The following is a 21,431-nucleotide window of genomic DNA, read 5'->3' as shown; positions in this document are numbered from 1 at the left end:
ATGGCACTACTCCAAATCGCCGAACCCGGCATGTCCACCGCCCCGCACCAGCACCGCCTGGCGGTCGGCATCGACCTGGGCACCACCAACTCGCTGGTTGCCACCGTCCGCAGCGGCAGCCCGGAAGTGCTGAGCGACGAGGATGGCCGCCCGCTGCTGCCGTCGGTCGTGCGTTACCTGCCCAATGGCCATGCCAATATCGGCTACAAGGCCCAGGCCTGCCAGACCCAGGATCCGAAGAACACCATCGTCTCGGTCAAGCGCTTCATGGGCCGCGGGCTGAAAGACATCGCCCACGCCGAGAACCTGCCGTACGACTTCGTCGATGGTCCCGGCATGGTGCAGATCAACACCGTTGCCGGCGTGAAGAGCCCGGTCGAGACCTCGGCCCAGATCCTGGCCACGCTGCGCCAGCGCGCCGAGGATTCGCTCGGCGACGAGCTGGTTGGCGCCGTGATCACCGTGCCGGCCTATTTCGACGACGCCCAGCGCCAGGCAACCAAGGACGCGGCCCAGCTGGCCGGCCTGAACGTGCTGCGTCTGTTGTCCGAGCCGACTGCGGCCGCCATCGCCTACGGCCTGGACCACGGCAAGGAAGGCGTCTACGCCGTCTACGACCTGGGCGGCGGCACCTTCGACATCTCGATCCTCAAGCTCTCGAAGGGCGTGTTCGAAGTGCTGGCCACCGGCGGCGACTCGGCCCTGGGCGGCGACGATTTCGATCACCGCCTGTTCTGCTGGATCGTCGAGCAGGCCAAGCTGGCGCCGCTGTCCGAGCACGATACGGCCACCTTGATGGTCAAGGCGCGCCAGGCCAAGGAACTGCTGTCGACCAACGAAGAAACCTCGATCGAGGCGATCCTGAAGTCGGGCGAGATCGTGCAGGTGACCATTAGCGCTCACACCTTCGCCGAGATCACCAAACACCTGGTCGGCAAGACCATGAATGCGATCCGCAAGGCGATGCGCGACGCCGATGTGAGCGTCGAGGACGTCGACGGCGTCGTGATGGTCGGCGGCGCCACCCGCATGCCGCACGTGCGGCGCGCGGTGGGCGACTTCTTCCACACCATCCCGCACGCGAACATCGACCCGGACAAGGTGGTGGCGCTGGGCGCCGCCATCCAGGCGAACCTGCTGGCCGGTAACCGCGCCGAAGGCGACGACTGGCTGCTGCTGGACGTCACCCCGCTCTCGCTCGGCATCGAGACCATGGGCGGCCTGGTCGAGAAGATCATTCCGCGCAACTCGACCATTCCATGCGCGCGTGCGCAGGAGTTCACCACCTTCAAGGACGGCCAGACCGCGCTGGCGGTGCACGTGGTGCAGGGCGAGCGCGAGCTGGTCTCCGACTGCCGCTCGCTGGCGCGCTTCGAGCTGCGCGGCATCCCGCCGATGGCGGCCGGCGCGGCGCGCATCCGCGTGACCTACCAGGTCGATGCGGACGGCCTGCTGTCGGTGTCGGCGCGCGAGACCCGTTCGGGCGTGGAAGCTTCCATTACTGTCAAACCGTCCTACGGCCTGGGCGACGACGAAGTGGCGCGCATGCTGCAGGATTCCTACACCTCGGCCCAGGGCGACATGCAGATGCGCGCGCTGCGCGAAGAGCAGGTCGAAGCCGAGCGCATCCTGCTGGCGACCCAGTCGGCGCTGGATGCCGATGCCGAGCTGCTGGACGATGCGGAGCAGGCCGAGGTGGCGACACTGGTGCAGGGCGTGCGCGATGCGGTCCAGCGTTCCAGCGATGCGTCGCTCGAGGCGGGCCAGCGCCAGGATGCATTGCACGCGGCGGTGCAGGCCCTCGCCAGGGGCACGGAAGAATTCGCGGCGCGCCGGATGGACAAGAGCGTTCGCAAGGTCCTGGCGGGCAAGTCGCTGGACGAGGTTTAAACCACTATTCTCAAGACCGTCATTCCCGCGCAGGCGGGGATCCAAGTTCGTAGCGCAGACGTGACGCACGCAAAATTGGGTTCCCGCCTGCGCGGGAACGACGGGTTGGGGTAGTCACACAGAAAAATTAACGAGGTAATCCAAGTGCCACAAATCGTCATCCTCCCCCACCCAGTCTTCTGCCCCGACGGCGCCGTGCTGGAATCCCCGGCCGGTAAATCGATCTGCGACGTCCTGCTGGAAAACGACATCGAGATCGAGCACGCCTGCGACCGCGTCTGCGCCTGCACCACCTGCCACGTGATCGTGCGCGAAGGCTTCGACTCGCTGAACGAACAGGAAGAAAAAGAAGAAGACATGCTGGACAAGGCCTGGGGCCTGGAACCGAATTCGCGCCTGTCCTGCCAGGCGATCGTCGCCGACGAAGACCTGGTCGTCGAGATCCCGAAATACACCATCAACCACGCAGCAGAGAAAAGCCACTGAAAGAGGCCTGCCATGAAGTGGACTGACGTCTCGGCGATTGCCGAGGCCCTGTACGAGAAGTATCCCGACGTCGACCCCGCCAACGTACGCTTCGTCGACCTGCACAACTGGGTCGTCGGGCTCGAGGGCTTCAACGACGACCGCACGCGCGGCGGCGAACGCGTACTGGAAGCCATTCAGGCAGCATGGATCGATGAAGCACGCTAAGCACACCCCCAAGCCACCAGCATCGCCGGAACTGCCGCCAGAGGTTCGCCCTGGCCAGTCCATCGAGTTGCTGAAGGAACTGCACATCCTCACGCGCGACGGCAAACTGAACCAGGACAGCCGCCGCAAGCTCAAGCAGGTCTACCACCTGTACAACTTCATCGAGCCCTTGCTGAAGGACGTGCTGGAACAGAAGCAGGCCGTCTCGCTGGTCGACCACGGCGCCGGCAAGTCCTACCTCGGCTTCATCCTGTACGACCTGTTCTTCAAGGGCCTGGAAGGCAATTCGCACATCTACGGCATCGAGACGCGCGAAGAGCTGGTCGCCAGGTCCACCGAGCTGGCCGCACGCCTGGGATTTGGCGGCATGTCCTTCCTGCCGCTGTCGGTGGCGGAATCGACCACCTCGAGGGAGCTGCCGGAGACCATCGACATCGTCACCGCGCTGCACGCCTGTAACACGGCCACCGACGACGCCATCGACTTCGCGCTCAAGAAGCAGGCCAGGCACATGGTGCTGGTACCGTGCTGCCAGGCCGAGGTGGCGAGCGTGCTGCGCAAGAACAAGGGCAAGGAGCTGGGCCGCAGCGCACTGACCGAGATCTGGCGCCATCCGATCCACACCCGCGAGTTCGGCAGCCAGGTCACCAACGTGCTGCGCTGCCTGCAGCTGGAAGCCCACGGCTACCAGGTCACCGTCACCGAACTGGTGGGCTGGGAGCACTCGATGAAGAATGAACTCATCGTGGCGACCTACAAGAACCTGCCGCGCCGCCGCCCGACCGAGCGCCTGCAGGAAGTGATGGCCGAACTGGGCCTCGACGAGATGAAGCAACGTTTCTATACCCCTGTTACAGCAGACTGAGAACGATATGAGCAACCAGCACTGGATCGACCTGCGCAGCGACACCGTCACCCAACCATCGGAAGCCATGCGCGCTGCCATGGCCGCAGCCGACGTCGGCGATGACGTCTACGCCGACGACCCGTCGGTCAACCGCCTGCAGGATTACGCCGCCGACCTGTTCGGCTATGAGGCGGGCATGTTCGCACCGTCGGGTACCCAGACCAACCTGATCGCCCTGATGACGCACTGCGCTAGAGGCGACGAATACCTGGTTGGACAGGAAGCGCATACCTACAAGTACGAAGGCGGTGGCGCCGCGGTGCTGGGTTCGATCCAGCCGCAGCCGATCGTCAACCAGCCGGACGGCAGCATCGCACTGAGCGACATCGAGGCCTACATCAAGCCCGACGACATGCACTTCGCGCGCACCCGCCTGCTGGCGCTGGAAAACACCATCGGCGGCCGCGTGCTGCCGCAGGAGTACGTGAAGGCGGCAACCGATCTTGCGCATGGCAAGGGCCTGGCCACCCACCTGGACGGCGCCCGTATCGCCAACGCAGCGGTCAAGCAGGGCCTCAGCCTGCGCGACGTGGTCAAGGGCTTCGACACCGTCTCAGTCTGCCTGTCCAAGGGCCTGGGTGCGCCGGTCGGTTCGGTCCTGCTGGGCCCGAAAGCCTTCATCGAACAGGGCAAGCGCTGGCGCAAGATGCTGGGCGGCGGCATGCGCCAGGCCGGTGTGCTGGCGGCTGCAGCGCAGTACGCGCTCGAGCACAATGTGCAGCGCCTGGCCGAGGACCACGACAACGCTGCCGCGCTGGCCCGCGGCCTTGCCGAGATCGACGCGCTGAAGGTCGGCACGCCGCAAACCAACATCTTCTGGCTCGACATCCCGGCAGCTGCCTGCGAGCCGCTGCGCCAAACGCTGGCGCGCGCCCAGATCCGCGCCTCGATCGGCCCGCGTACCCGCCTGGTGACGCACCTGGACGTCAGCGCCGCCGACGTGGCGCGCACCGTCGAGGTGTTCAAGGGCTTCTTTGCTGAATGGCGCGGCTGATGAGTATTGATGCCATCCGTCTCGCCAAGCGCGTCGCCGCACAGCTGGGCTGCTCGCGCGCCGAGGCCGAACGCTACATCATGGGCGGAGGCATCAGCGTCGACGGCCAGGTGGTCGAAGACCCGGCCAGCCGCGTGTTGCCCTCGCAGGAGGTGCGCGTGCTGCCAGGCGCTTCGGCGGAAGAGGCGCCACCCGTGACCATCCTGCTGCACAAGCCGGCCGGTTTCAATTCGGGTGTCGGTGCGCGTGGCGAGCCGGCCCTGGGCTGCTTGACGCTTGACGCGCTGGCCCAGACGCACGGACAGCCGCGCTTTCTCAAGCGCCACCTGCACAAGCTGACCCTGACCTCGCCGCTGGAAACGGATGCGAGCGGACTGGTGATCTATACCCAGGACTTCCGCGTGGCACGCAAGCTGCTGGAAGAGGGCGAGCGCGTAGAGCAGGAATTCATCGTCGACGTCAGCGGCGCCATGGTGGAGGGCGGACTGGCGCTGCTGAATCACGGCCTGAGTTTCAACGGCAAGCCGATCGCGCCGATGAAGGTCAGCTGGCAGAGCGAGCACCGGCTGCGCTTTGCGCTCAAGGGCGTCAAGCCCGGGCTCATCGATCACATGTGCCGTGCCGTGGGGCTGGAGATTGTCGAGATGCGACGGATCCGCATCGGGCGTGTGCCGATGGCAGGGCTGCAGGTGGGGCAGTGGCGGTATCTGCTCGACTACGAGCGCTTCTGATCACCGCTTTCGCAAGAGCCCCATCCCCACCGCCGCCCCAAGCGCCACCGCACCCAGTACGAGCGCAGTATTGCGCGGCTCTTCCACCCTGCGCTCCCCACTGCGGATACCGCTGAAACCGTGCTGCGGCTCATACAGCGCCCCACGCGTATCCGGCACCCGCTCCGCCCGTTTCGCCCACCGGTCCAGGAAGTAGTTCATGCTGGAGGCGATCAGGTTTGGCGCCGCAAAATTACTGAGCCTGAACATCGCCACCGGTGCTCCGACGCCGGTGCTGGGGCGCGGATTGCGCGCCAGGTCCACCACCGCATCCGCCACCGTTTCCGGCTTCAGGACGCCCGGCGGATACGACAGCTTCGCCCCCGTGTAGTTGGCCCCATGGCGGAACCCCGGCGTATCGACAAAGGTCGGATACACGTCGCACACGTGAATGCGGGGCCGCTTGCCGAGTTCCGCCCGCAGCGATTCGCTGAAGCCCCGCAGGCCAAACTTGCTGGCCGAGTAGGCGGCGGCAAAGGGCGAGGCGACATAGCCGCCGGCCGAGATCATGTTGACCCAGATGCCCTGGTCCTGTTCCAGGAAGATCGGCAGCACCGCGTGCGCGTCGTTCATGTGGGTGAGGAGGTTGGTCTCGATCACGCGCCGGTGGTCGGACATCGGCACCTCGGCGTACTTGCCGACCGCGCCTGCGCCGACGCAGCTGAACCACAGGTCGATGCGGCCCAGCATGGAGCGCGCCTTGTGCGCAAAGCCCGCCACCGCGTCGGCGTCGATCGCATCCACGACCAGGGCTTCTGCCTCGCCTCCGGCCTGGCGGCAGCGCCGCACGACTTCATCCAGGCCTTCCTTGCCGCGCGCGCCCAGCACCAGCTGCGCACCCTCGCGGGCAAACGCGATGGCCGTTGCGGCCCCGATGCCGCTCGACGCGCCCATGATGACGACGCGGAAGTTCGATAGCTTCATGGCTCACCTTTCTACAGGATGCGTTGAAGCCTTCGATTATTCCGTTGTTTTCGCCAAGGCCGCGTTCGAATGCCGCGCGGCAAGCAAGCGCTACTTAGCGCTTGGCTTTTTTCGGCAGGGCGATCAGGCGGGTGCCCGCCAAACGGTCATGGAGGAATTGCCGGTCCTTGTCGAACAGGGCCGTCATTGCCCAGGGGACGATCCCCACCAGCAGGGCGATGCCGATCTGGCCCGGCTTGTGCAGGCCGAAGGCCCAGCACACGGCCAGCGCCGGAGCGAACCAGCCCCAGGCCAGCACGTAGCGCAGCAGCGCGGTCTTGAAGGGTACTTTGGCATGCCCGACTTTGACGAGCTTCATGCGCCAGGTCTTCATCGCCAGCGTATGGCCGCCGTCGATCCAGCACCACATGAAATAGGCGCCGGCCACCGCCACCAGCCACAGGTTCATGCCGAATTTCGCCACCGGATGCTGGCTGTTCAGGGTCAGCAGCATGTACAGGCCAATTGCGAAGGCGCACACGGCGAACAGGCAGAATGCCTCGTACACCATGGCCAGCAGGCGGCGCCGCACGCTTGGCGTTTCCACCATCGCCGGCTTAGTTGCTTGCGTTGCTGGCGCTGCCTGGGCTGCTTGCATTGGGTGCACTCTGGACGGAAGGGGCGGCGCTCGAGGTGCCGGCCGGGCTGGTGGCCGGCGGTGCGGGAGGCAGGGCCGGGGCAGGGCTTGCGGCCGTGGCCGGCGTGCCCGGCGTCGGCAGGATGCAGGTTGTGCCGCGGCGGGTGGCGCCCGGTGGGCAACTGGTCGGCGTAGCGATCACCGGCGAATGCGGCAGCGAGGGCGTTCCCTGGGTCGTGCCGGAACGGGCCAGGCGGCGCTTTTCTTCCTCGGACAGCTGCTTGTAGCTTTCCCAGGTCGCGGCCTTCTGGCCGGGCGCCAGCTTGCGGGTCTTGTTGAAATTCTCGCGCGCCAGGTTGCGTTGGGCCGGCGTCAGGCGCATCCACTGGCGCATGCGCTCGTGCACACGCTGCTGCTCGGCCGGGCTCATCGAGGCGAAGCGGGCGGACAGCTCGAGCCAGCGGCGCTTGCGCATGCCGTCCATGCCGTTCCATTCGGGCTGCAGTGGCTTGAGCGCGGCCTGCTGGGCGCGCGTCAGCTCGCGCCAGAGCGGCTTGTCGAGGGTCTTGGCAGGCGGCTTGGCGCCCGCAGAGGTCGTCGGAGGTGCGTCTGCGCCGCGCGCGGCGGGCGCGGTGGATTCTGACCGGTTGTAGACCGCCCAGGTCGCAGCCCCGGCGATCAGGACCGCTGCCGCAGTTGCAACAACGGCGATGCGGGGCTTCGGCGCGCTTTTCGTCATTGGTGGCGCTGCTGCGACTCCACGTAGGCATTGAAGCCATGGTCGAGGTACGCGGTCAGCGGCAGCTCGTCGGCCAGCACGGCGGCGTCGATCTCGGCCATGGCGGCCAGGCGCTGCTGCTGTTCGACTTGGTACACGCCGCCCATCCCGATGACCAGCGCCAGCATCGGCACCGCCACGGCGATACGCGCCAGCGCAGGGCCGGTGAACAGCGCATTGAAGTCGAACAGCGGACGCTTGCCCGGCTTGCCTGGTGCCGCATCAGGTTTCTTGCGTGACAAGGCGAGCGCGCGCGCCGCAGCCAGCCGCTCGGTCGTGGAAGCCGGCAGCGCGTCGAGGTTGTCGTTCAGGGCATGGCGTATCTTGTACGCCAGGTTGATGTCGTCCGTGTTCATAGCTTGATTCCCTTGGCCTTGAGCGCGGCGGCGAGGGCGTGGGTTGCACGGGAACAGTGCGTCTTTACGCTTCCCTCGGAGCAACCCATCGCTTCGGCCGTCTCGGCCACGTCCATATCCTGCCAGTAACGCATGAGGAAGGCTTCCCGTTGACGCGCCGGGAGCTTTTCTACTTCCTGTTCGATCAGACGCAAGGTTTGCGCACGCTCGAACTGATCGGCACTCGACTCTGCAGCGGCCGTTCCTTCCTCCGCTTCATAGGAAGAAAGTATATCAAAGTCCTCATCGTCCCCATCCGGCCGGCTGAAGCCTCCGAACAGGCTGACCCAGGTATTGCGAACCTTTTCGCGGCGGAAGTAGTCGAGGATGGTGGTCTGCAGGATGCGCTGGAACAGCATCGGCAGTTCGGCAGCCGGCTTGTCCCCGTATTTTTCGGCCAGCTTGATCATCGCATCCTGCACGATGTCGAGCGCCGCTTCGTCCTTGCGTACCGCATACACCGCCTGCTTGAACGCACGCCGTTCGACATTCGCGAGGAAGTCGTTGAGTTCTTTGTCTGTGGCCATGCGTGCTTGAAAGGGCGCTTGATGCGAATGCCGTAAGGAAAACTATCGAATCCTAGCAAAAAACCATGTTTCACGCATCGAAATCGCGCAGTGCCCGCCTAGTGGGTACCCTCGAAGCTTTCAAAAAGTGCATGAAGTTAGTCGAAATGATTCGTTGTTGGGGCTGGAGTGCGTGGCTATTCTGAAATCAGGTTCACTCAACGATAGCTACCATGCCGCTCGATTCGCCCCGCCAGGATTTCGACATCCGTCCTCTCGCCAACCAGCCGCTCGGCGCCGAAGTGCTGGGTCTCGACCTTGCCCGCCCGCTCGGCGACGAGGATTTCCGCCGCCTGCACCGTGCCCACCTCGATCACCACGTACTGGTGTTTCGCGACCAGTCCATCACCCCGCGCGAGCAGGTGACCTTCAGCCGCCGGTTCGGTCCGCTGCAGATCCACGTGCTGCGCCAGTTCCAGCTGCCGGAGCAGGAAGAGGTGCTGGTGATCTCGAACATCCGCGAGAACGGCCAGCCGATCGGCCTGGGCGACGCCGGCCACTTCTGGCATTCGGACCTGTCGTACAAGGCGGTGCCGAGCCTGGGTTCGATGCTGCACGCCCAGGAGCTCCCCACGGAAGGCGGCGACACCCTGTTCGCCAACCAGCATGCGGCCTATGACGCGTTGCCGGAACGGCTCAAGCGCGAGATCGAGGACTTGCGTGCCGAGCACAGCTACCTGGCGAAGTACGAGGAGCTGCGCCGGCGTAACCCGTGGCGGCCGAAGCTGACCCAGGAACAGATCGACGAGGTAGTGCCCGCCGTACACAAGGTAGTGCGCACCCATCCGGAAACCGGCCGCCGCGCGCTCTTCGTCAGCGAGCACTTCACCACCCGCATCGTGGGCCTGCCGGAAGAGCGCAGCCGCGAGCTGCTCGACCAGTTATTCGCGCACAGCACCCGTCCCGAATTCGTCTACCGCCACCAGTGGCAGCCGAAGGACATGGTGTTCTGGGACAACCGCTCGCTGATGCACCTGGCGACGCCCTTCCCGCAAGACCAGCGCCGCAAGCTCTACCGCACCACCATCGAGGGCGACGTCCCGTTCTGAACCGGAAAAACAAAATGACAATGAAGATGAAATTCGTGGCCGCCGTGGCCGCGCTGGCCCTCGGCGTGTCCTCGACCGCCCAGGCCGAAGGCAAGATCCGCATCGCCGAGCAGTTCGGCATCGTCTACCTGCTGCTCAACGTGGCCCAGGACCAGAAGCTGATCGAGAAGCACGGCAAGAAGCAGGGCGTCGATATCGACGTCGACTGGGTCAAGCTGTCGGGCGGCTCGGTGATTAACGATGCGCTGCTGTCCGGCTCGATCGACGTGGCGGGCGCCGGGCTGGGGCCGCTGTTCACGATCTGGGACCGCACCGCCGGCCGCCAGAACGTGCGCGCCATCGCTTCGCTCGGCAACTTCCCGTATTACCTGGTCAGCACCAACCCGGCGGTCAAGACCATTGCCGACTTCAGCCAGAAAGACCGCATCGCGCTGCCGGCCGTGACCGTTTCGGTACAGGCGCGCATCCTGCAAATGGCTGCCGCCAAGCAGTGGGGCAAGGCGGAATTCAAGAAGCTCGACCCGATCACGCAGACCGTGCCGCACCCGGATGCGGCGGCCGCCGTCATCGCCGGCAAGACCGAGCTGAACGCCCACTTCGGCAATCCGCCCTTCCAGGACCAGGAGCTGGCCGGCAACCCGCAAGCCCATATCGTGCTCAATTCCTATGACGTGCTGGGCGGGCCGAGCTCGGCCACCGTGCTGTACGCCACCGAGAAGTACGTCAAGGAAAACCCGAAGACCTACCGCGCCTTTATCGATGCGCTGGTGGAAGCGGCCCAGTTCGCCTCGACGAATCCGGAAGCGGCGGCCGACGCCTACCTGCGCGTCAACAAGGGCAACATCGACCGGGGTTTATTACTCAAGGTGATCAGGAACCCGCAGGTGCAGTTCAAGGTGGCGCCGCAGAACACGCTCGGCCTGGCCCAGTTCATGCACGAGGTGGGCGCCATCAAGACCCGGCCGGCCAGCTGGCGCGATTACTTCTTCGCTCACCCGGCACTCGACAAAGGAAGCTGACATGAGTCCCCTGAACCTGGTTCCGCCGCCCGAGCCCTTGCTGCGCGCCGAGCACGTCACGCTGGAATACCGGGGCGAGCGCGGCATCGTGCGCGCCACCGAGGATGTCAGCTTCGACGTGTACCGGGGCGACCGCTTCGTACTGCTGGGGCCATCCGGCTGCGGCAAGTCGACGCTACTCAAGGCCGTCGGCGGCTTCATCGCCCCGCAGGCCGGCAGCTTGACCCTGGATGGCAAGGCGATCAGCCGGCCGGGGCCGGACCGGATCGTCGTGTTCCAGGAATTCGACCAGCTGCCGCCCTGGAAGACGGTGCGCGAGAACGTCATGTTCCCGCTGCTGGCCAATGGCGTGAAGCGCAAGGAAGCCGATCAGCGGGCACGCCACTGGCTGGGCAAGGTGGGGCTGGCGCGCTTTGCCGACGCCTATCCGCATACGCTGTCGGGCGGGATGAAGGCGCGGGTGGCGATCGCCCGGGCGCTGGCGATGCAGCCGGCGATCCTGTTGATGGACGAGCCCTTCGCGGCGCTCGATGCGCTGACGCGCCGCACCATGCAGGAAGAGCTGCAGGCGCTGTGGGATGAGATCGGGTTCACCATGCTGTTCGTGACCCATTCGATCGAAGAGGCGCTGGTGGTGGGGAACCGGATCCTGCTGCTGTCGCCGCATCCGGGACGGGTGAGGGCGGAGCTCAATAGTCATCAGTTCAGCCTGGCCAGTGCGGGGAGCAGCGAGTTCCAGCAAGCAACCCAGCGGATCCATGGCCTGTTGTTCGGTGGGCAAGAACAGCCCGGGCGTGTGAGCGAGGGAGTGGCGCATGGTTAATCCACCGATTCGGCCGGAGTACGTGCTCGAGACGGGGCCGGCGGCGCCGTCACTAACTACTGCGCCGGGTTTTGCACTGCCCGACCTGGGCTGGCTGCGCAAGCTCGGCATCCTGGCGGCCATCGCGGTGATCTGGGAGCTGCTGGCACGCTGGTTCGACAACGATCTGCTGCTGCCGGGCGCCGTCCAGACCGGCAAGGCGTTTGCGGACGGACTGGCCACGGGCGAGCTGTGGGGCTATGTGAGCGTGTCGCTGCAGGTGCTGACCCAGGGCTTTGCGCTCGGCGTGGCGGGCGCCTTCCTGCTGACCTGGCTGGCCGTGTCGGGCAAGCTGGGGCGGGAGTTGATCGATACGCTGGCCTCGATGTTCAACCCGCTGCCGGCGATCGCGCTGCTGCCGCTGGCCCTGCTGTGGTTCGGGCTGGGCAAGGGCAGCCTCTTGATGGTGCTCGTGCATTCGGTGCTGTGGCCGCTGACCCTGAACGCCACTGCCGGCTTCCGCTCGGTGCCCGAGACGCTGCGCATGGCCGGCCGCAACTATGGCCTGGGCGGGCTGCGCATGGTGCTGCAGATCCTGATCCCGGCCGCGCTGCCGAGCATCCTGTCCGGGCTGAAGATTGGCTGGGCGTTTGCCTGGCGCACCCTGATCGCGGCCGAGCTGGTGTTCGGCAGCACCTCGGGGCAGGGCGGACTGGGCTGGTATATCTTCCAGAGCCGTAACGAGCTCTTCACCGACAAGGTGTTCGCGGGGCTGGCCGCCGTCATCCTCATTGGTCTCGCTGTCGAGCACTTCGTGTTTCAGACGCTAGAGCGCCTGACCGTCCGCCGCTGGGGCATGCAGCGCTGATGCTGCCGCGTTTGAACGCGTGGGCGGCATAGCCGCCCACCCTACGAACTTCTGCACCATTTTGGTTCAAGAAAAATAATCTCTCATATGCCTTGACCAAAATGGTGCAACGCAGTAATGTGTTCCGACGCTTTGCATCCCCAAAGCTCTCCGGTCACCCGGTGAAGGCCCACAAGCCATCTCCGGACTGACGCGCTTTCATTTGTAGGCAGTTTGCTCCGACCCGCGCCACAAGCGCGAGAGATGCGTATAAACGCTACAGACACTCAAGCCGAACGAGTTGCGCCCAGCGCCCGTGCGTAAGGAACCTACGGTGTTCCGAAGCACAGCCGCGACCGCAGAGAGAAGGGAAGCATGAGCGTCGTCGCGCATTTCGCATTTCGTTAGGAACGGGCATCCGATCAAACTCCCTCTGGGTCTTGAAAGGAATGAACATGATTAACGAAACATCAGCCCCGATCACGGGCGCTGAGATTGTGGTGCGTTGTCTCGCGGAAGAGGGCGTCAAGCACGTCTTCGGCTATCCCGGCGGGGCAGTCCTCTACATCTACGACGCCATCTTCAAGCAGGACAAGTTCCAGCACGTCCTGGTCCGTCACGAACAGGCCGCGGTCCATGCCGCAGACGCTTATTCGCGCAGCTCCAACACCGTCGGCGTGGCCCTCGTGACCTCCGGTCCGGGCGTGACCAATGCCGTCACCGGCCTGTCCACGGCCTACATGGATTCGATCCCGATGGTCGTGATTTCCGGCCAGGTGCCGAGCCATGCAATCGGCCAGGACGCCTTCCAGGAATGCGACACGGTCGGCATCACCCGCCCCGTGGTCAAGCACAACTTCCTGGTCAAGGATGTCCGCGAACTGGCCTCGACCATCAAGAAAGCCTTCTATATCGCCCGCACCGGCCGTCCCGGTCCCGTGCTGGTCGATATCCCGAAGGACATCAGCATGCACAAGTGCGCGTACGACTACCCTCGCGAGATCGAGATGCGTTCGTACAAGCCGGTGGACAAGGGTCACGCGGGCCAGATCCGCAAGGCCGTGCAGCTGCTGCAGGGCGCTGAGCGCCCGATGATCTATGCGGGCGGCGGCGTCATCCTGGCCAATGCCTCGAACGAGCTGAACCGCATGGTCGAGAAGACCGGCTTCCCGGTGACCAACACGCTGATGGGCCTGGGCGCTTCGCGCTCGTCCAGCCCGCACTTCGTGGGCATGCCCGGCATGCACGGCACCTACGAAGCCAACATGGCGATGCAGCACTGCGACGTCCTGATCGCTATCGGCGCGCGCTTCGACGACCGCGTGATCGGCAACCCGAAGCACTTCGCCAGCAACCCGCGCAAGATCATCCACATCGACATCGACCCCTCGTCGATTTCGAAGCGGGTGAAGGTCGACATCCCGATCGTCGGCAACGTCAAGGACGTGCTGGTCGAGCTGCTGGCCCAGCTGGACGCTTCGACGACCCAGCCGAACACGGGGGCGCTGCAGGCCTGGTGGAAGCAGATCGCCGAATGGCGTGGCAAGGACTGCCTGGCCTACACGGATTCCAGTGAGCTGATCAAGCCGCAGTCGGTCATCGAGCAACTGCACCGGGTGACCAATGGCGACGCCTTCATCACCTCGGACGTCGGCCAGCACCAGATGTGGGCCGCGCAGTACTACGGTTTCGACAAGCCGCGCCGCTGGATCAACTCGGGCGGCCTGGGCACCATGGGCGTCGGCCTGCCGTACGCGATGGGCGTGCAGATGGCGAACCCGGATGCGACCGTCGCCTGCGTCACCGGCGAAGGCTCGATCCAGATGTGCATCCAGGAACTCGCGACCTGCAAGCAATACCACCTGACCCCGAAGATCATCCTGCTGAACAACCGCTTCCTCGGCATGGTGCGGCAGTGGCAGCAGATCGACTACGGCTCGCGCTATTCCGAGTCCTATATGGATTCGCTGCCGGACTTCGAGAAGCTGGCCGAGGCCTACGGCCACGTCGGCATGCGCATCGAGAAGCCGGGCGACGTCGAGGGTTCGCTGCGCGAAGCCTTTGCGATGAAGGACCGCCTGGTGTTCATGAACTTCATCACCGACCAGAGCGAGAATGTCTGGCCGATGGTCAAGGCCGGCAAGGGCCTGAATGAAATGCTGCTCGGCTCGGAGGACCTGTAATGCGACACATCATTTCCGTCCTCCTCGAGAACGAAGCCGGTGCGCTGTCGCGCGTGGTCGGCCTGTTCTCCGCGCGCGGCTACAACATCGAAACGCTGACCGTGGCGCCGACCGAAGACGCGACCCTGTCGCGCATGACCATCGTCACCAGCGGCTCGGACGACATCATCGAGCAGATCACCAAGCACCTGAACCGCCTGATCGAGGTGGTGAAGGTGGTCGACCTCACCGAAGGGCAGCACATCGAGCGCGAGCTCATGCTCATCAAGGTGCGGGCCGTCGGCAAGGAGCGCGAAGAGATGAAGCGCACCGCCGACATCTTCCGCGGCCGGATCATCGACGTGACCGAGAAGACCTACACGATCGAACTGACCGGCGCCAAGAGCAAGCTGGATGCCTTCATCGACGCCATCGACCGCGCCTCGATCCTCGAGACGGTCCGTACCGGCGGCTCCGGCATCGGCCGCGGCGAACGCATCCTCAAGGTTTAAAAAGTCGTAGGGTGGTCGGCTCTGCCGACCGCGCGTTCAACCGACGCAAACGTACTCACACATTAAAAAATTTAAAGGAATGACCATGAAAGTTTTCTACGACAAAGACTGCGACCTCTCCCTCATCAAAGGCAAGAACGTCGCCATCATCGGCTACGGCTCGCAGGGCCACGCCCACGCCCAGAACTTGTCCGAATCCGGCGTGAACGTCACCGTCGGCCTGCGCCGCGGCGGCGCTTCCTGGAACAAGGTCGAAGCGGCCGGCCTGAAGGTCGCCGAGGTCGACGAGGCCGTGCGCAACGCCGACGTCATCATGATCCTGCTGCCTGACGAGAACATCGCCGAAGTCTACAAGAACAACGTCGAGCCGAACGCGAAGCAGGGCGCCGCGCTGGCCTTCGCCCACGGCTTCAACGTGCACTACGGCCAGGTCGTGCCGCGCGCCGACCTCGATGTCATCATGATTGCACCGAAGGCCCCGGGCCACACCGTGCGCGGCACCTACCGCCAGGGTGGCGGCGTGCCGCACCTGGTCGCGGTCTACCAGGACAAGTCCGGCTCGGCGCGCGACATCGCGCTGTCCTATGCCATGGCCAACGGCGGCGGCCGCGCCGGCATCATCGAGACCAACTTCCGCGAAGAGACCGAGACCGACCTGTTCGGCGAGCAGGCCGTGCTGTGCGGCGGCACCGTGGAACTGATCAAGGCCGGCTTCGAGACCCTGGTGGAAGCGGGCTACGCGCCGGAGATGGCCTACTTCGAGTGTCTGCACGAACTCAAGCTGATCGTCGACCTGATCTACGAAGGCGGCATCGCCAATATGAACTACTCGATCTCGAACAACGCGGAATACGGCGAGTACGTCACCGGCCCGAAGGTCGTCACCTCGGCCACCAAGGATGCGATGCGCCAGTGCCTGAAGGACATCCAGACCGGCGAATACGCGAAGAGCTTCATCCTCGAGAACAAGGCCGGCGCCCCGACCCTGATCTCGCGCCGCCGCCTGACCTCGGAGCACCAGATCGAGGAAGTCGGCGCCAAGCTGCGCGCGATGATGCCGTGGATCGCCAAGAACAAGCTGGTGGACCAGTCGAAGAACTGATCTGCTACGCTTCACAGAAACGGGCCGTTGGCCCGTTTTTTTTCGCCCGAGGCAAACGGAGACAAATCGAGACAGGTGTTAACCGAAATGCTCAGTTGCAACGATCCATTACAAATTCACGATGGAAGTGCTGGGGCCAGTATCGTATAAGTAACGCGGACATCCGCTGAACTTACTGGAGAACAATAATGAAACTGTCGAAATCCCTCGTCGCCGCTGCCCTGGTCCTGGCATTCCAGGCCCACGCGCAAACCATGCCTGCCGCGCCTGCGGGTGCGAGCCAAGCGTCGACCGCCGGCACGCTGGTCGTGGTGCCGGCCTTCGGCGAAGTGAAACACGCCAACGACCAGGCCACCGTCACCTTCGCCGTCGAAGAGCACGACAAGGACAAGAACGCCGCTGCGGCGCGCGTCAATCGCAAGATGAAGGAGGGCACCGACATCGTGCGCCGCGCCGATCCGAAGGCCGAGCTCAAGACCATGGGCTACTACACCTATCCGGTCTACCCCGAGGTGCCGCCGATGCCGCCGCAGCCGGCCTCGGTTGCGCCGGTGAAGCCGGTGCCGATCGCCTGGCGCGTCGGCCAGTACCTGGAAGTAAAGACGAGCAACCTGGCCGAGCTGCCGAAAACCGCTGCGGTAGCGCAGAAAGTTCTGCAGATCAATAATGTCCAGTTCGGCCTGAGCCCGGAACTGGAAAAGCGCCTGGACGACCAGCGCATTGCCGCCACCTACCGCAACCTGAACGAACGCATCGCCTCGATTGCCAGGGCGATGGGCCGTCCCCAGGGCACGGCCGTGATCGAGACCGTCGACTTCGAAGGCTCGGGCAACTATGCGGGCGACGGCGCGGCTGCCGCGGCGCCGATGGTGATGCGCTCCAGCGCCATGAAAGAGGCGGCCGACCAGATGCCGGAGCCGAGCTTCGAACCGGGCGAAACCACCCTCCAGATGCGTCTGGTAGGTAAGGTGCGATTCAAGTAAGTATAGCGATTCGCTAACATGCAGTTCCCGCCTCTATAATGCTGGGAACTGCATTACTTGAATACGGATCTTTATGCCAACTTTTCCACGCCGACGACCACCCGGAGCTGCGCCCAAGGCGCCACGTTTTTCCCGTTTGAAAAAGCGCTTCGGGCGGCGAGCGGAAGACCGTGTCCAGGGCGAACGCGGACGCGGCATCTACCTGTTGCCGAACGCGTTCACGACCGGCGCGCTGTTCTGCGGCTTCTATGCGATCGTGATGGCGATGAATCAGCGCTTCGAGCATGCCTGCTGGGCCGTGTTCGTTGCCATGATCCTCGACGGGCTGGACGGCCGCATCGCGCGCCTGACCAATACCCAGTCGGAGTTCGGCGCGCAGTACGACTCGCTGTCGGACATGGTCTCCTTCGGCGCAGCGCCTGCGCTGGTGATCTATGAATGGTCGCTCCGCGGCCTGGGCAAGCTGGGCTGGATCGCTGCCTTCATCTACTGCGCCGGCGCCGCGCTGCGCCTGGCGCGCTTCAATACCAATATCGAGGTGGTGGACAAGCGCTTCTTCCAGGGCTTGCCGAGCCCGGCCGCGGCGGCGCTGATCGTCGGCTTCATCATGATGATGACCGACCCGGACATCAACGTCAGCTCGCGCCAGGTCGACTGGGTGAGCTGGGGCCTGGCCGTGTTCGCCGGCCTGACTATGGTGTCGAACGTGCCCTTCTACAGCTTCAAGGACGTCAACTTCCGCAAGTCGGTGCCCTTCATCGTGGTATTCCTGATCGCGCTGGCCTTCGCGCTGCTGGCGATCGACCCGCCCAAGGTGCTGTGGCCGATCTTCGTGATCTACGGCCTGTCCGGCTATGCCGTGTTCGCCTGGCGCGCGGCCAAGGGCAAGCCGGTCAGCATCATTCCGCTCGACGACGACGAGCCGGAAGAGGGCGTGCGCCGGTAGATCTGTCTGAACGTAGGGTGGTCGGATTCTCCGACCGCGCGTTCAACAAAAGTTCGAGTCGTCACAGAGCGCCCGCGAGTCGAACGCGCGGTCGGCAGAGCCGACCACCCTACGCGTTGAGCGGCATTACCAGCCGACGCGCTCCTTCGGTTCGTACATCGGGTCCGGCCCGTTCATCATCTGCTGCACGACGCCCTGGCGGTCGAAGTGCACGTGCATCATCGAGTTCCACACGCCTGCTTCCTTGTAGCGGTAGGACCATACTTCCCAGTCGCGCATTGCAATGTAGGAGCGCTCCGCCGGTCGCCCGACCGTCTTGAGCACATCGTCCCTGGTCGCCTGGCCGATCTTGAGCGTGGCGAACTTTTCCCCCGTTAGTACCTGCTCATAGGCTGCCAGCCGGCCATCCGCACCGATGCGCGCCATATAAGTCTGCTGGCCCATCGGCCCGGTCGCGTATTCGAAGAGCTGCTCCTCGCCCATCCGGTAGACCGAGGTCGGGGCGCCCATCTTCTGCTGCACGACGGCTACCGGGTCGCCCGGGCTGGGCGTTTGCCGGATGATTCCGGCGCAACCACCGAGCATGACGAGCGACGCGAATGTTGTAAATCTGATCAATTTGTTCATCGTTGACCCCACCAATTGCCGTAAAAACCCCATCATCCACCTTTTGGGCGACGCAAACAGTGGCCCCGGGTGCCGTTTTCCCCTATACTGGCGGGTCTGTCCGTTTTGGGCAGGTAATTCATCAATCACGGTACGCTGGGTTTCGACTCATGTACCGCATGTGAAAGGTAACATCATGACCGTAGAAAACATCAACAAAGCCGCGATCATCGCGGACAACGCACGTGGCCAGAACGATACCGGTTCGCCGGAAGTCCAGGTCGCACTGCTGACCGCACGCATCAACGAGCTGAACGGCCACTTCAAGGCGCACCAGAAAGATCACCACTCGCGTCGTGGCCTGATCATGATGGTCAACCGTCGTAAGAGCCTGCTGGCTTACCTGAAGCGCAAGGACGCAAACCGTTACCGCGACCTGATCGCCAAGCTCGGCCTGCGTAAGTAATCGTTGGTCCAGACGATTTAGTCACGAAATGCCTGCGCCAGATACCTGTCGCGGGCATTTTTTGTTTCTAGTTTGTTAGTTGTTTTGCAGCAATGACGGAAATGTTCCGTCCGAGTGTGTGAAAAATTCAGATTTTTTCGCACGCTCTTCGTGGTGAGGTGAACGACAGCCCCTGAAAATCTGTCGGCAAATAGAAAGGGATTACCCATGTTTAACAAAGTTACGAAAACCTTCCAGTACGGTCAACACACGGTCACCCTGGAGACGGGTGAAATCGCGCGCCAGGCAAGCGGCGCCGTCGTCGTGTCGGTCGAAGATACCGTCATCCTGGCAACCGTGGTCGCCAAGAAGGACGCCAAGCCGGGCCAGGATTTCTTCCCCCTGACCGTCGACTACATGGAGAAAACGTACGCAGCCGGTAAGATCCCGGGTGGCTTCTTCAAGCGCGAAGGCCGTCCTTCGGAAAAAGAAACCCTGACTTCGCGCCTGATCGACCGTCCGATCCGTCCGCTGTTCCCGGAAGGCTACCTGAACGAAGTCCAGGTCATCATCCACGTCCTGTCGGTCAATCCTGAGATCGATCCGGACATCCCGTCGATGATCGGCGCCTCGGCTGCGCTGTGCATCGCCGGCATCCCGTTCAATGGCCCGATCGGCGCAGCGCGCGTCGGCTATGCGAACGGCCAGTACATCCTGAACCCGACCACCACCCAGCTCAAGACCTCGCAGATGGACCTGGTCGTGGCAGGTACCGAAACCGCCGTGCTGATGGTGGAATCGGAAGCGCAGCAGCTGTCGGAAGAAGTCATGCTGGGCGCGGTCGTCTTCGGCCACGACCAGATGAAGGCCGTCATCGACGCGATCCACGACCTGGTGGCCGAAGGCGGCAAGCCGGAAGTCGAATGGAGCCCGGCGCCGAAGAACGAACAACTGATCGCCCGCGTGAGCGACCTGGCTGCCGAGAAGGTCCGCGACGCCTACCAGACCCGCGAGAAGTCGGCGCGCCAGCAGAAGCTGAAGTCGATCTCGGCCGAAGTGATGGCTGGCCTGGCAACCCAGGGCGTCGAAGCCGATGCGGCCGAAGTCGGCAACATCCTGTTCGACATGGAAGCCAAGGTCGTGCGTTCGCAGATCCTGAACGGCGAGCCGCGCATCGACGGCCGCGACACCCGCACCGTGCGTCCGATCGCGATCCGCACCGGCGTGCTGCCGCGTACCCACGGTTCGGCCCTGTTCACCCGCGGCGAAACCCAGGCGCTGGTCGTGGCTACCCTCGGCACCGCGCGCGACAGCCAGAAGATCGACGCGCTGATGGGCGAGTACACCGACGACTTCATGATGCACTACAACATGCCTCCGTTCGCCACCGGCGAAACCGGTCGCGTGGGCACCCCGAAGCGTCGCGAAGTCGGCCACGGCCGTCTGGCCAAGCGCGCGCTGGTCGCTGCGCTGCCGTCGGCTGACGAGTTCAGCTACTCGGTGCGCCTGGTCTCGGAAATCACCGAGTCGAACGGCTCCTCCTCGATGGCTTCGGTCTGCGGCGGCTGCCTGGCGCTGATGGACGCCGGCGTGCCGATGAAGGCGCACGTCGCCGGCATCGCCATGGGCCTGATCAAGGAAGGCGGCAAGTTCGCAGTCCTGACCGACATCCTGGGTGACGAAGATCACCTGGGCGACATGGACTTCAAGGTCGCAGGTACCCCGGCAGGCATCACCGCGCTGCAGATGGACATCAAGATCCAGGGCATCACCAAGGAAATCATGCAGGTGGCGCTGGCGCAAGCCAAGGAAGCCCGCCAGCACATCCTGGCCGAGATGCAGAAGGCCGTGCCGAGCGTGAAGACCGAGCTGTCGGACTTCGCACCGCGCCTGATCACCATCCGCATCAACCCGGAAAAGATCCGTGACGTGATCGGCAAGGGCGGCGCTGTCATCCGCGCACTGACCGAAGAAACCGGCACCCAGATCGACATCACCGACGAAGGCGTCGTGACCATCGCGTCGGTCGATGCCGCCGCCGGCCAGGAAGCCAAGCGCCGCATCGAAGAGCTGACCGCATCGGTCGAAGTGGGCAAGACCTACGACGGCACCGTGCTCAAGCTGCTGGACTTCGGCGCCATCGTCCAGGTCATGCCGGGCAAGGACGGCCTGCTGCACATCTCGCAGATCGCCAACGAGCGCGTCAACGCCGTGGCCGACTACCTGAAGGAAGGCCAGCAAGTGCGCGTGAAGGTCCTCGAGACCGACGAGCGCGGCCGTCTGAAGCTGTCGATGAAGGCCGCCGATCCGGTGGAAGGCGCGGCGCAGTAAAGCGTTCGCGGCTTCAGGCCAGTAAAAACCGCCAGTGCGTGAGCCTGGCGGTTTTTTTCATTTGCAAGGTCCGGATTTGAGGCGCCACAACAAG

Annotated in this window: 23 protein-coding genes; 17 read left to right on the top strand and 6 right to left on the bottom strand. The window is 64.2% G+C overall.

The window, feature by feature from the left end:
- The 6 genes from hscA (at position 1) to LK542_RS09280 (ending at position 5,215) form a co-directional block, all read left to right on the top strand.
- Positions 1-1,890, top strand: coding sequence for a Fe-S protein assembly chaperone HscA (gene hscA, locus LK542_RS09305; RefSeq protein WP_227811688.1), 1,890 nt, complete (start codon positions 1-3; stop codon positions 1,888-1,890).
- 144 nt (positions 1,891-2,034) lie between these two features.
- Positions 2,035-2,376 carry an ISC system 2Fe-2S type ferredoxin gene (fdx, locus tag LK542_RS09300; protein ID WP_227798951.1) on the top strand — a complete coding sequence of 114 codons (342 nt, stop codon included), beginning with the start codon at positions 2,035-2,037 and terminating at the stop codon, positions 2,374-2,376.
- A 12-nt stretch (positions 2,377-2,388) separates the two neighbouring features.
- Positions 2,389-2,583 (top strand): Fe-S cluster assembly protein IscX, encoded by a 195-nt coding sequence (gene iscX, locus LK542_RS09295; RefSeq protein ID WP_227798950.1) that lies wholly within the window; start codon positions 2,389-2,391, stop codon positions 2,581-2,583.
- On the top strand, positions 2,570-3,448 hold the full coding sequence (locus LK542_RS09290) for an SAM-dependent methyltransferase (RefSeq protein WP_227811687.1): 879 nt from the start codon (positions 2,570-2,572) through the stop codon (positions 3,446-3,448). The genes iscX and LK542_RS09290 overlap by 14 nt, the downstream gene beginning before the upstream one ends.
- 7 nt (positions 3,449-3,455) lie before the next feature.
- Positions 3,456-4,484, top strand: a complete 1,029-nt coding sequence (gene ltaE, locus LK542_RS09285; protein ID WP_227811686.1) for a low-specificity L-threonine aldolase — start codon at positions 3,456-3,458, stop codon at positions 4,482-4,484.
- A complete protein-coding gene (locus LK542_RS09280; protein WP_227811685.1) occupies positions 4,484-5,215 on the top strand; it encodes an rRNA pseudouridine synthase in 732 nt (243 codons plus the stop codon). Before ltaE ends, LK542_RS09280 begins: the two co-directional genes overlap by 1 nt.
- On the opposite strand, the gene LK542_RS09275 is transcribed toward LK542_RS09280, so the two are convergent.
- From LK542_RS09275 to LK542_RS09255, 5 genes are all read right to left on the bottom strand, one after another.
- On the bottom strand, positions 5,216-6,178 hold the full coding sequence (locus LK542_RS09275) for an SDR family oxidoreductase (RefSeq protein ID WP_227811684.1): 963 nt from the start codon (positions 6,176-6,178) through the stop codon (positions 5,216-5,218). It lies immediately after the preceding gene.
- A 94-nt stretch (positions 6,179-6,272) separates the two neighbouring features.
- Complete coding sequence (locus tag LK542_RS09270; protein WP_227811683.1) at positions 6,273-6,767, bottom strand: RDD family protein; 495 nt, start codon at positions 6,765-6,767, stop codon at positions 6,273-6,275.
- Positions 6,768-6,774: 7 nt separating this feature from the next.
- A complete protein-coding gene (locus tag LK542_RS09265; RefSeq protein ID WP_227811682.1) occupies positions 6,775-7,533 on the bottom strand; it encodes a DUF3106 domain-containing protein in 759 nt (252 codons plus the stop codon).
- Complete coding sequence (locus LK542_RS09260) at positions 7,530-7,928, bottom strand: DUF3619 family protein (protein WP_227798939.1); 399 nt, start codon at positions 7,926-7,928, stop codon at positions 7,530-7,532. Before LK542_RS09260 ends, LK542_RS09265 begins: the two co-directional genes overlap by 4 nt.
- On the bottom strand, positions 7,925-8,494 hold the full coding sequence (locus LK542_RS09255) for an RNA polymerase sigma factor (RefSeq protein WP_227811681.1): 570 nt from the start codon (positions 8,492-8,494) through the stop codon (positions 7,925-7,927). The genes LK542_RS09260 and LK542_RS09255 overlap by 4 nt, the downstream gene beginning before the upstream one ends.
- A 212-nt stretch (positions 8,495-8,706) precedes the next feature.
- Between LK542_RS09255 and LK542_RS09250 the strand changes: the two genes are divergently transcribed.
- From LK542_RS09250 to pssA, 9 genes are all read left to right on the top strand, one after another.
- On the top strand, positions 8,707-9,582 hold the full coding sequence (locus LK542_RS09250) for a TauD/TfdA family dioxygenase (RefSeq protein WP_227811680.1): 876 nt from the start codon (positions 8,707-8,709) through the stop codon (positions 9,580-9,582).
- A gap of 20 nt (positions 9,583-9,602) precedes the next feature.
- Complete coding sequence (locus LK542_RS09245; RefSeq protein ID WP_374040130.1) at positions 9,603-10,601, top strand: ABC transporter substrate-binding protein; 999 nt, start codon at positions 9,603-9,605, stop codon at positions 10,599-10,601.
- Position 10,602: 1 nt separating this feature from the next.
- Complete coding sequence (locus tag LK542_RS09240; protein WP_227811679.1) at positions 10,603-11,424, top strand: ABC transporter ATP-binding protein; 822 nt, start codon at positions 10,603-10,605, stop codon at positions 11,422-11,424.
- Entirely contained in the window at positions 11,417-12,271 is an 855-nt protein-coding gene (locus LK542_RS09235; RefSeq protein ID WP_227811678.1) for an ABC transporter permease, read from the top strand. Before LK542_RS09240 ends, LK542_RS09235 begins: the two co-directional genes overlap by 8 nt.
- 434 nt (positions 12,272-12,705) lie before the next feature.
- Entirely contained in the window at positions 12,706-14,433 is a 1,728-nt protein-coding gene (locus LK542_RS09230; protein ID WP_227811677.1) for an acetolactate synthase 3 catalytic subunit, read from the top strand.
- Entirely contained in the window at positions 14,433-14,924 is a 492-nt protein-coding gene (gene ilvN, locus LK542_RS09225; RefSeq protein ID WP_027867685.1) for an acetolactate synthase small subunit, read from the top strand. The genes LK542_RS09230 and ilvN overlap by 1 nt, the downstream gene beginning before the upstream one ends.
- Positions 14,925-15,009: 85 nt before the next feature.
- Positions 15,010-16,026, top strand: a complete 1,017-nt coding sequence (gene ilvC / locus LK542_RS09220; protein ID WP_227798928.1) for a ketol-acid reductoisomerase — start codon at positions 15,010-15,012, stop codon at positions 16,024-16,026.
- A 188-nt stretch (positions 16,027-16,214) separates the two neighbouring features.
- Positions 16,215-17,009, top strand: coding sequence for an SIMPL domain-containing protein (locus tag LK542_RS09215; protein WP_227811676.1), 795 nt, complete (start codon positions 16,215-16,217; stop codon positions 17,007-17,009).
- A gap of 73 nt (positions 17,010-17,082) precedes the next feature.
- Complete coding sequence (pssA, locus tag LK542_RS09210; protein ID WP_227798925.1) at positions 17,083-17,955, top strand: CDP-diacylglycerol--serine O-phosphatidyltransferase; 873 nt, start codon at positions 17,083-17,085, stop codon at positions 17,953-17,955.
- A 126-nt stretch (positions 17,956-18,081) separates the two neighbouring features.
- Here pssA and bamE read toward each other — a convergent pair whose 3' ends face one another.
- Positions 18,082-18,582: an outer membrane protein assembly factor BamE gene (gene bamE / locus LK542_RS09205; protein WP_227811675.1), complete on the bottom strand. Its 501-nt coding sequence runs from the start codon at positions 18,580-18,582 to the stop codon at positions 18,082-18,084.
- Positions 18,583-18,757: 175 nt separating this feature from the next.
- On the opposite strand from bamE, the gene rpsO reads away from it, so the two are divergent.
- Together rpsO and pnp are read left to right on the top strand one after the other, a co-directional pair.
- Positions 18,758-19,027: a 30S ribosomal protein S15 gene (gene rpsO, locus LK542_RS09200; RefSeq protein WP_027867691.1), complete on the top strand. Its 270-nt coding sequence runs from the start codon at positions 18,758-18,760 to the stop codon at positions 19,025-19,027.
- A gap of 207 nt (positions 19,028-19,234) precedes the next feature.
- The gene (gene pnp / locus LK542_RS09195) at positions 19,235-21,337 is read left to right on the top strand and encodes a polyribonucleotide nucleotidyltransferase (RefSeq protein ID WP_227798923.1); all 2,103 of its coding nucleotides are present in this window, start codon (positions 19,235-19,237) and stop codon (positions 21,335-21,337) included.
- The last annotated feature ends 94 nt before the right edge of the window (positions 21,338-21,431 follow it).

Origin of the sequence: Massilia sp. IC2-477, assembly GCF_020707265.1 — a bacterium.
In the GTDB taxonomy this organism is placed as follows: domain Bacteria; phylum Pseudomonadota; class Gammaproteobacteria; order Burkholderiales; family Burkholderiaceae_D; genus Telluria.
This window is presented reverse-complemented; position numbering and strand designations above follow the sequence as displayed.

What these genes read in the sequence shown, in the direction of transcription:
- hscA (WP_227811688.1), top strand. Translation starts at nt 1, where the DNA reads ATGGCACTACTCCAAATCGCCGAACCCGGCATGTCCACCGCCCCGCAC.
- iscX (WP_227798950.1), top strand. Translation starts at nt 2,389, where the DNA reads ATGAAGTGGACTGACGTCTCGGCGATTGCCGAGGCCCTGTACGAGAAG.
- LK542_RS09290 (WP_227811687.1), top strand. Translation starts at nt 2,570, where the DNA reads ATGAAGCACGCTAAGCACACCCCCAAGCCACCAGCATCGCCGGAACTG.
- ltaE (WP_227811686.1), top strand. Translation starts at nt 3,456, where the DNA reads ATGAGCAACCAGCACTGGATCGACCTGCGCAGCGACACCGTCACCCAA.
- LK542_RS09280 (WP_227811685.1), top strand. Translation starts at nt 4,484, where the DNA reads ATGAGTATTGATGCCATCCGTCTCGCCAAGCGCGTCGCCGCACAGCTG.
- LK542_RS09275 (WP_227811684.1), bottom strand. Translation starts at nt 6,178, where the DNA reads ATGAAGCTATCGAACTTCCGCGTCGTCATCATGGGCGCGTCGAGCGGC.
- LK542_RS09270 (WP_227811683.1), bottom strand. Translation starts at nt 6,767, where the DNA reads ATGGTGGAAACGCCAAGCGTGCGGCGCCGCCTGCTGGCCATGGTGTAC.
- LK542_RS09265 (WP_227811682.1), bottom strand. Translation starts at nt 7,533, where the DNA reads ATGACGAAAAGCGCGCCGAAGCCCCGCATCGCCGTTGTTGCAACTGCG.
- LK542_RS09260 (WP_227798939.1), bottom strand. Translation starts at nt 7,928, where the DNA reads ATGAACACGGACGACATCAACCTGGCGTACAAGATACGCCATGCCCTG.
- LK542_RS09255 (WP_227811681.1), bottom strand. Translation starts at nt 8,494, where the DNA reads ATGGCCACAGACAAAGAACTCAACGACTTCCTCGCGAATGTCGAACGG.
- LK542_RS09250 (WP_227811680.1), top strand. Translation starts at nt 8,707, where the DNA reads ATGCCGCTCGATTCGCCCCGCCAGGATTTCGACATCCGTCCTCTCGCC.
- LK542_RS09245 (WP_374040130.1), top strand. Translation starts at nt 9,603, where the DNA reads ATGAAGATGAAATTCGTGGCCGCCGTGGCCGCGCTGGCCCTCGGCGTG.
- LK542_RS09240 (WP_227811679.1), top strand. Translation starts at nt 10,603, where the DNA reads ATGAGTCCCCTGAACCTGGTTCCGCCGCCCGAGCCCTTGCTGCGCGCC.
- LK542_RS09235 (WP_227811678.1), top strand. Translation starts at nt 11,417, where the DNA reads ATGGTTAATCCACCGATTCGGCCGGAGTACGTGCTCGAGACGGGGCCG.
- LK542_RS09230 (WP_227811677.1), top strand. Translation starts at nt 12,706, where the DNA reads ATGATTAACGAAACATCAGCCCCGATCACGGGCGCTGAGATTGTGGTG.
- ilvN (WP_027867685.1), top strand. Translation starts at nt 14,433, where the DNA reads ATGCGACACATCATTTCCGTCCTCCTCGAGAACGAAGCCGGTGCGCTG.
- ilvC (WP_227798928.1), top strand. Translation starts at nt 15,010, where the DNA reads ATGAAAGTTTTCTACGACAAAGACTGCGACCTCTCCCTCATCAAAGGC.
- LK542_RS09215 (WP_227811676.1), top strand. Translation starts at nt 16,215, where the DNA reads ATGAAACTGTCGAAATCCCTCGTCGCCGCTGCCCTGGTCCTGGCATTC.
- pssA (WP_227798925.1), top strand. Translation starts at nt 17,083, where the DNA reads ATGCCAACTTTTCCACGCCGACGACCACCCGGAGCTGCGCCCAAGGCG.
- bamE (WP_227811675.1), bottom strand. Translation starts at nt 18,582, where the DNA reads ATGAACAAATTGATCAGATTTACAACATTCGCGTCGCTCGTCATGCTC.
- rpsO (WP_027867691.1), top strand. Translation starts at nt 18,758, where the DNA reads ATGACCGTAGAAAACATCAACAAAGCCGCGATCATCGCGGACAACGCA.
- pnp (WP_227798923.1), top strand. Translation starts at nt 19,235, where the DNA reads ATGTTTAACAAAGTTACGAAAACCTTCCAGTACGGTCAACACACGGTC.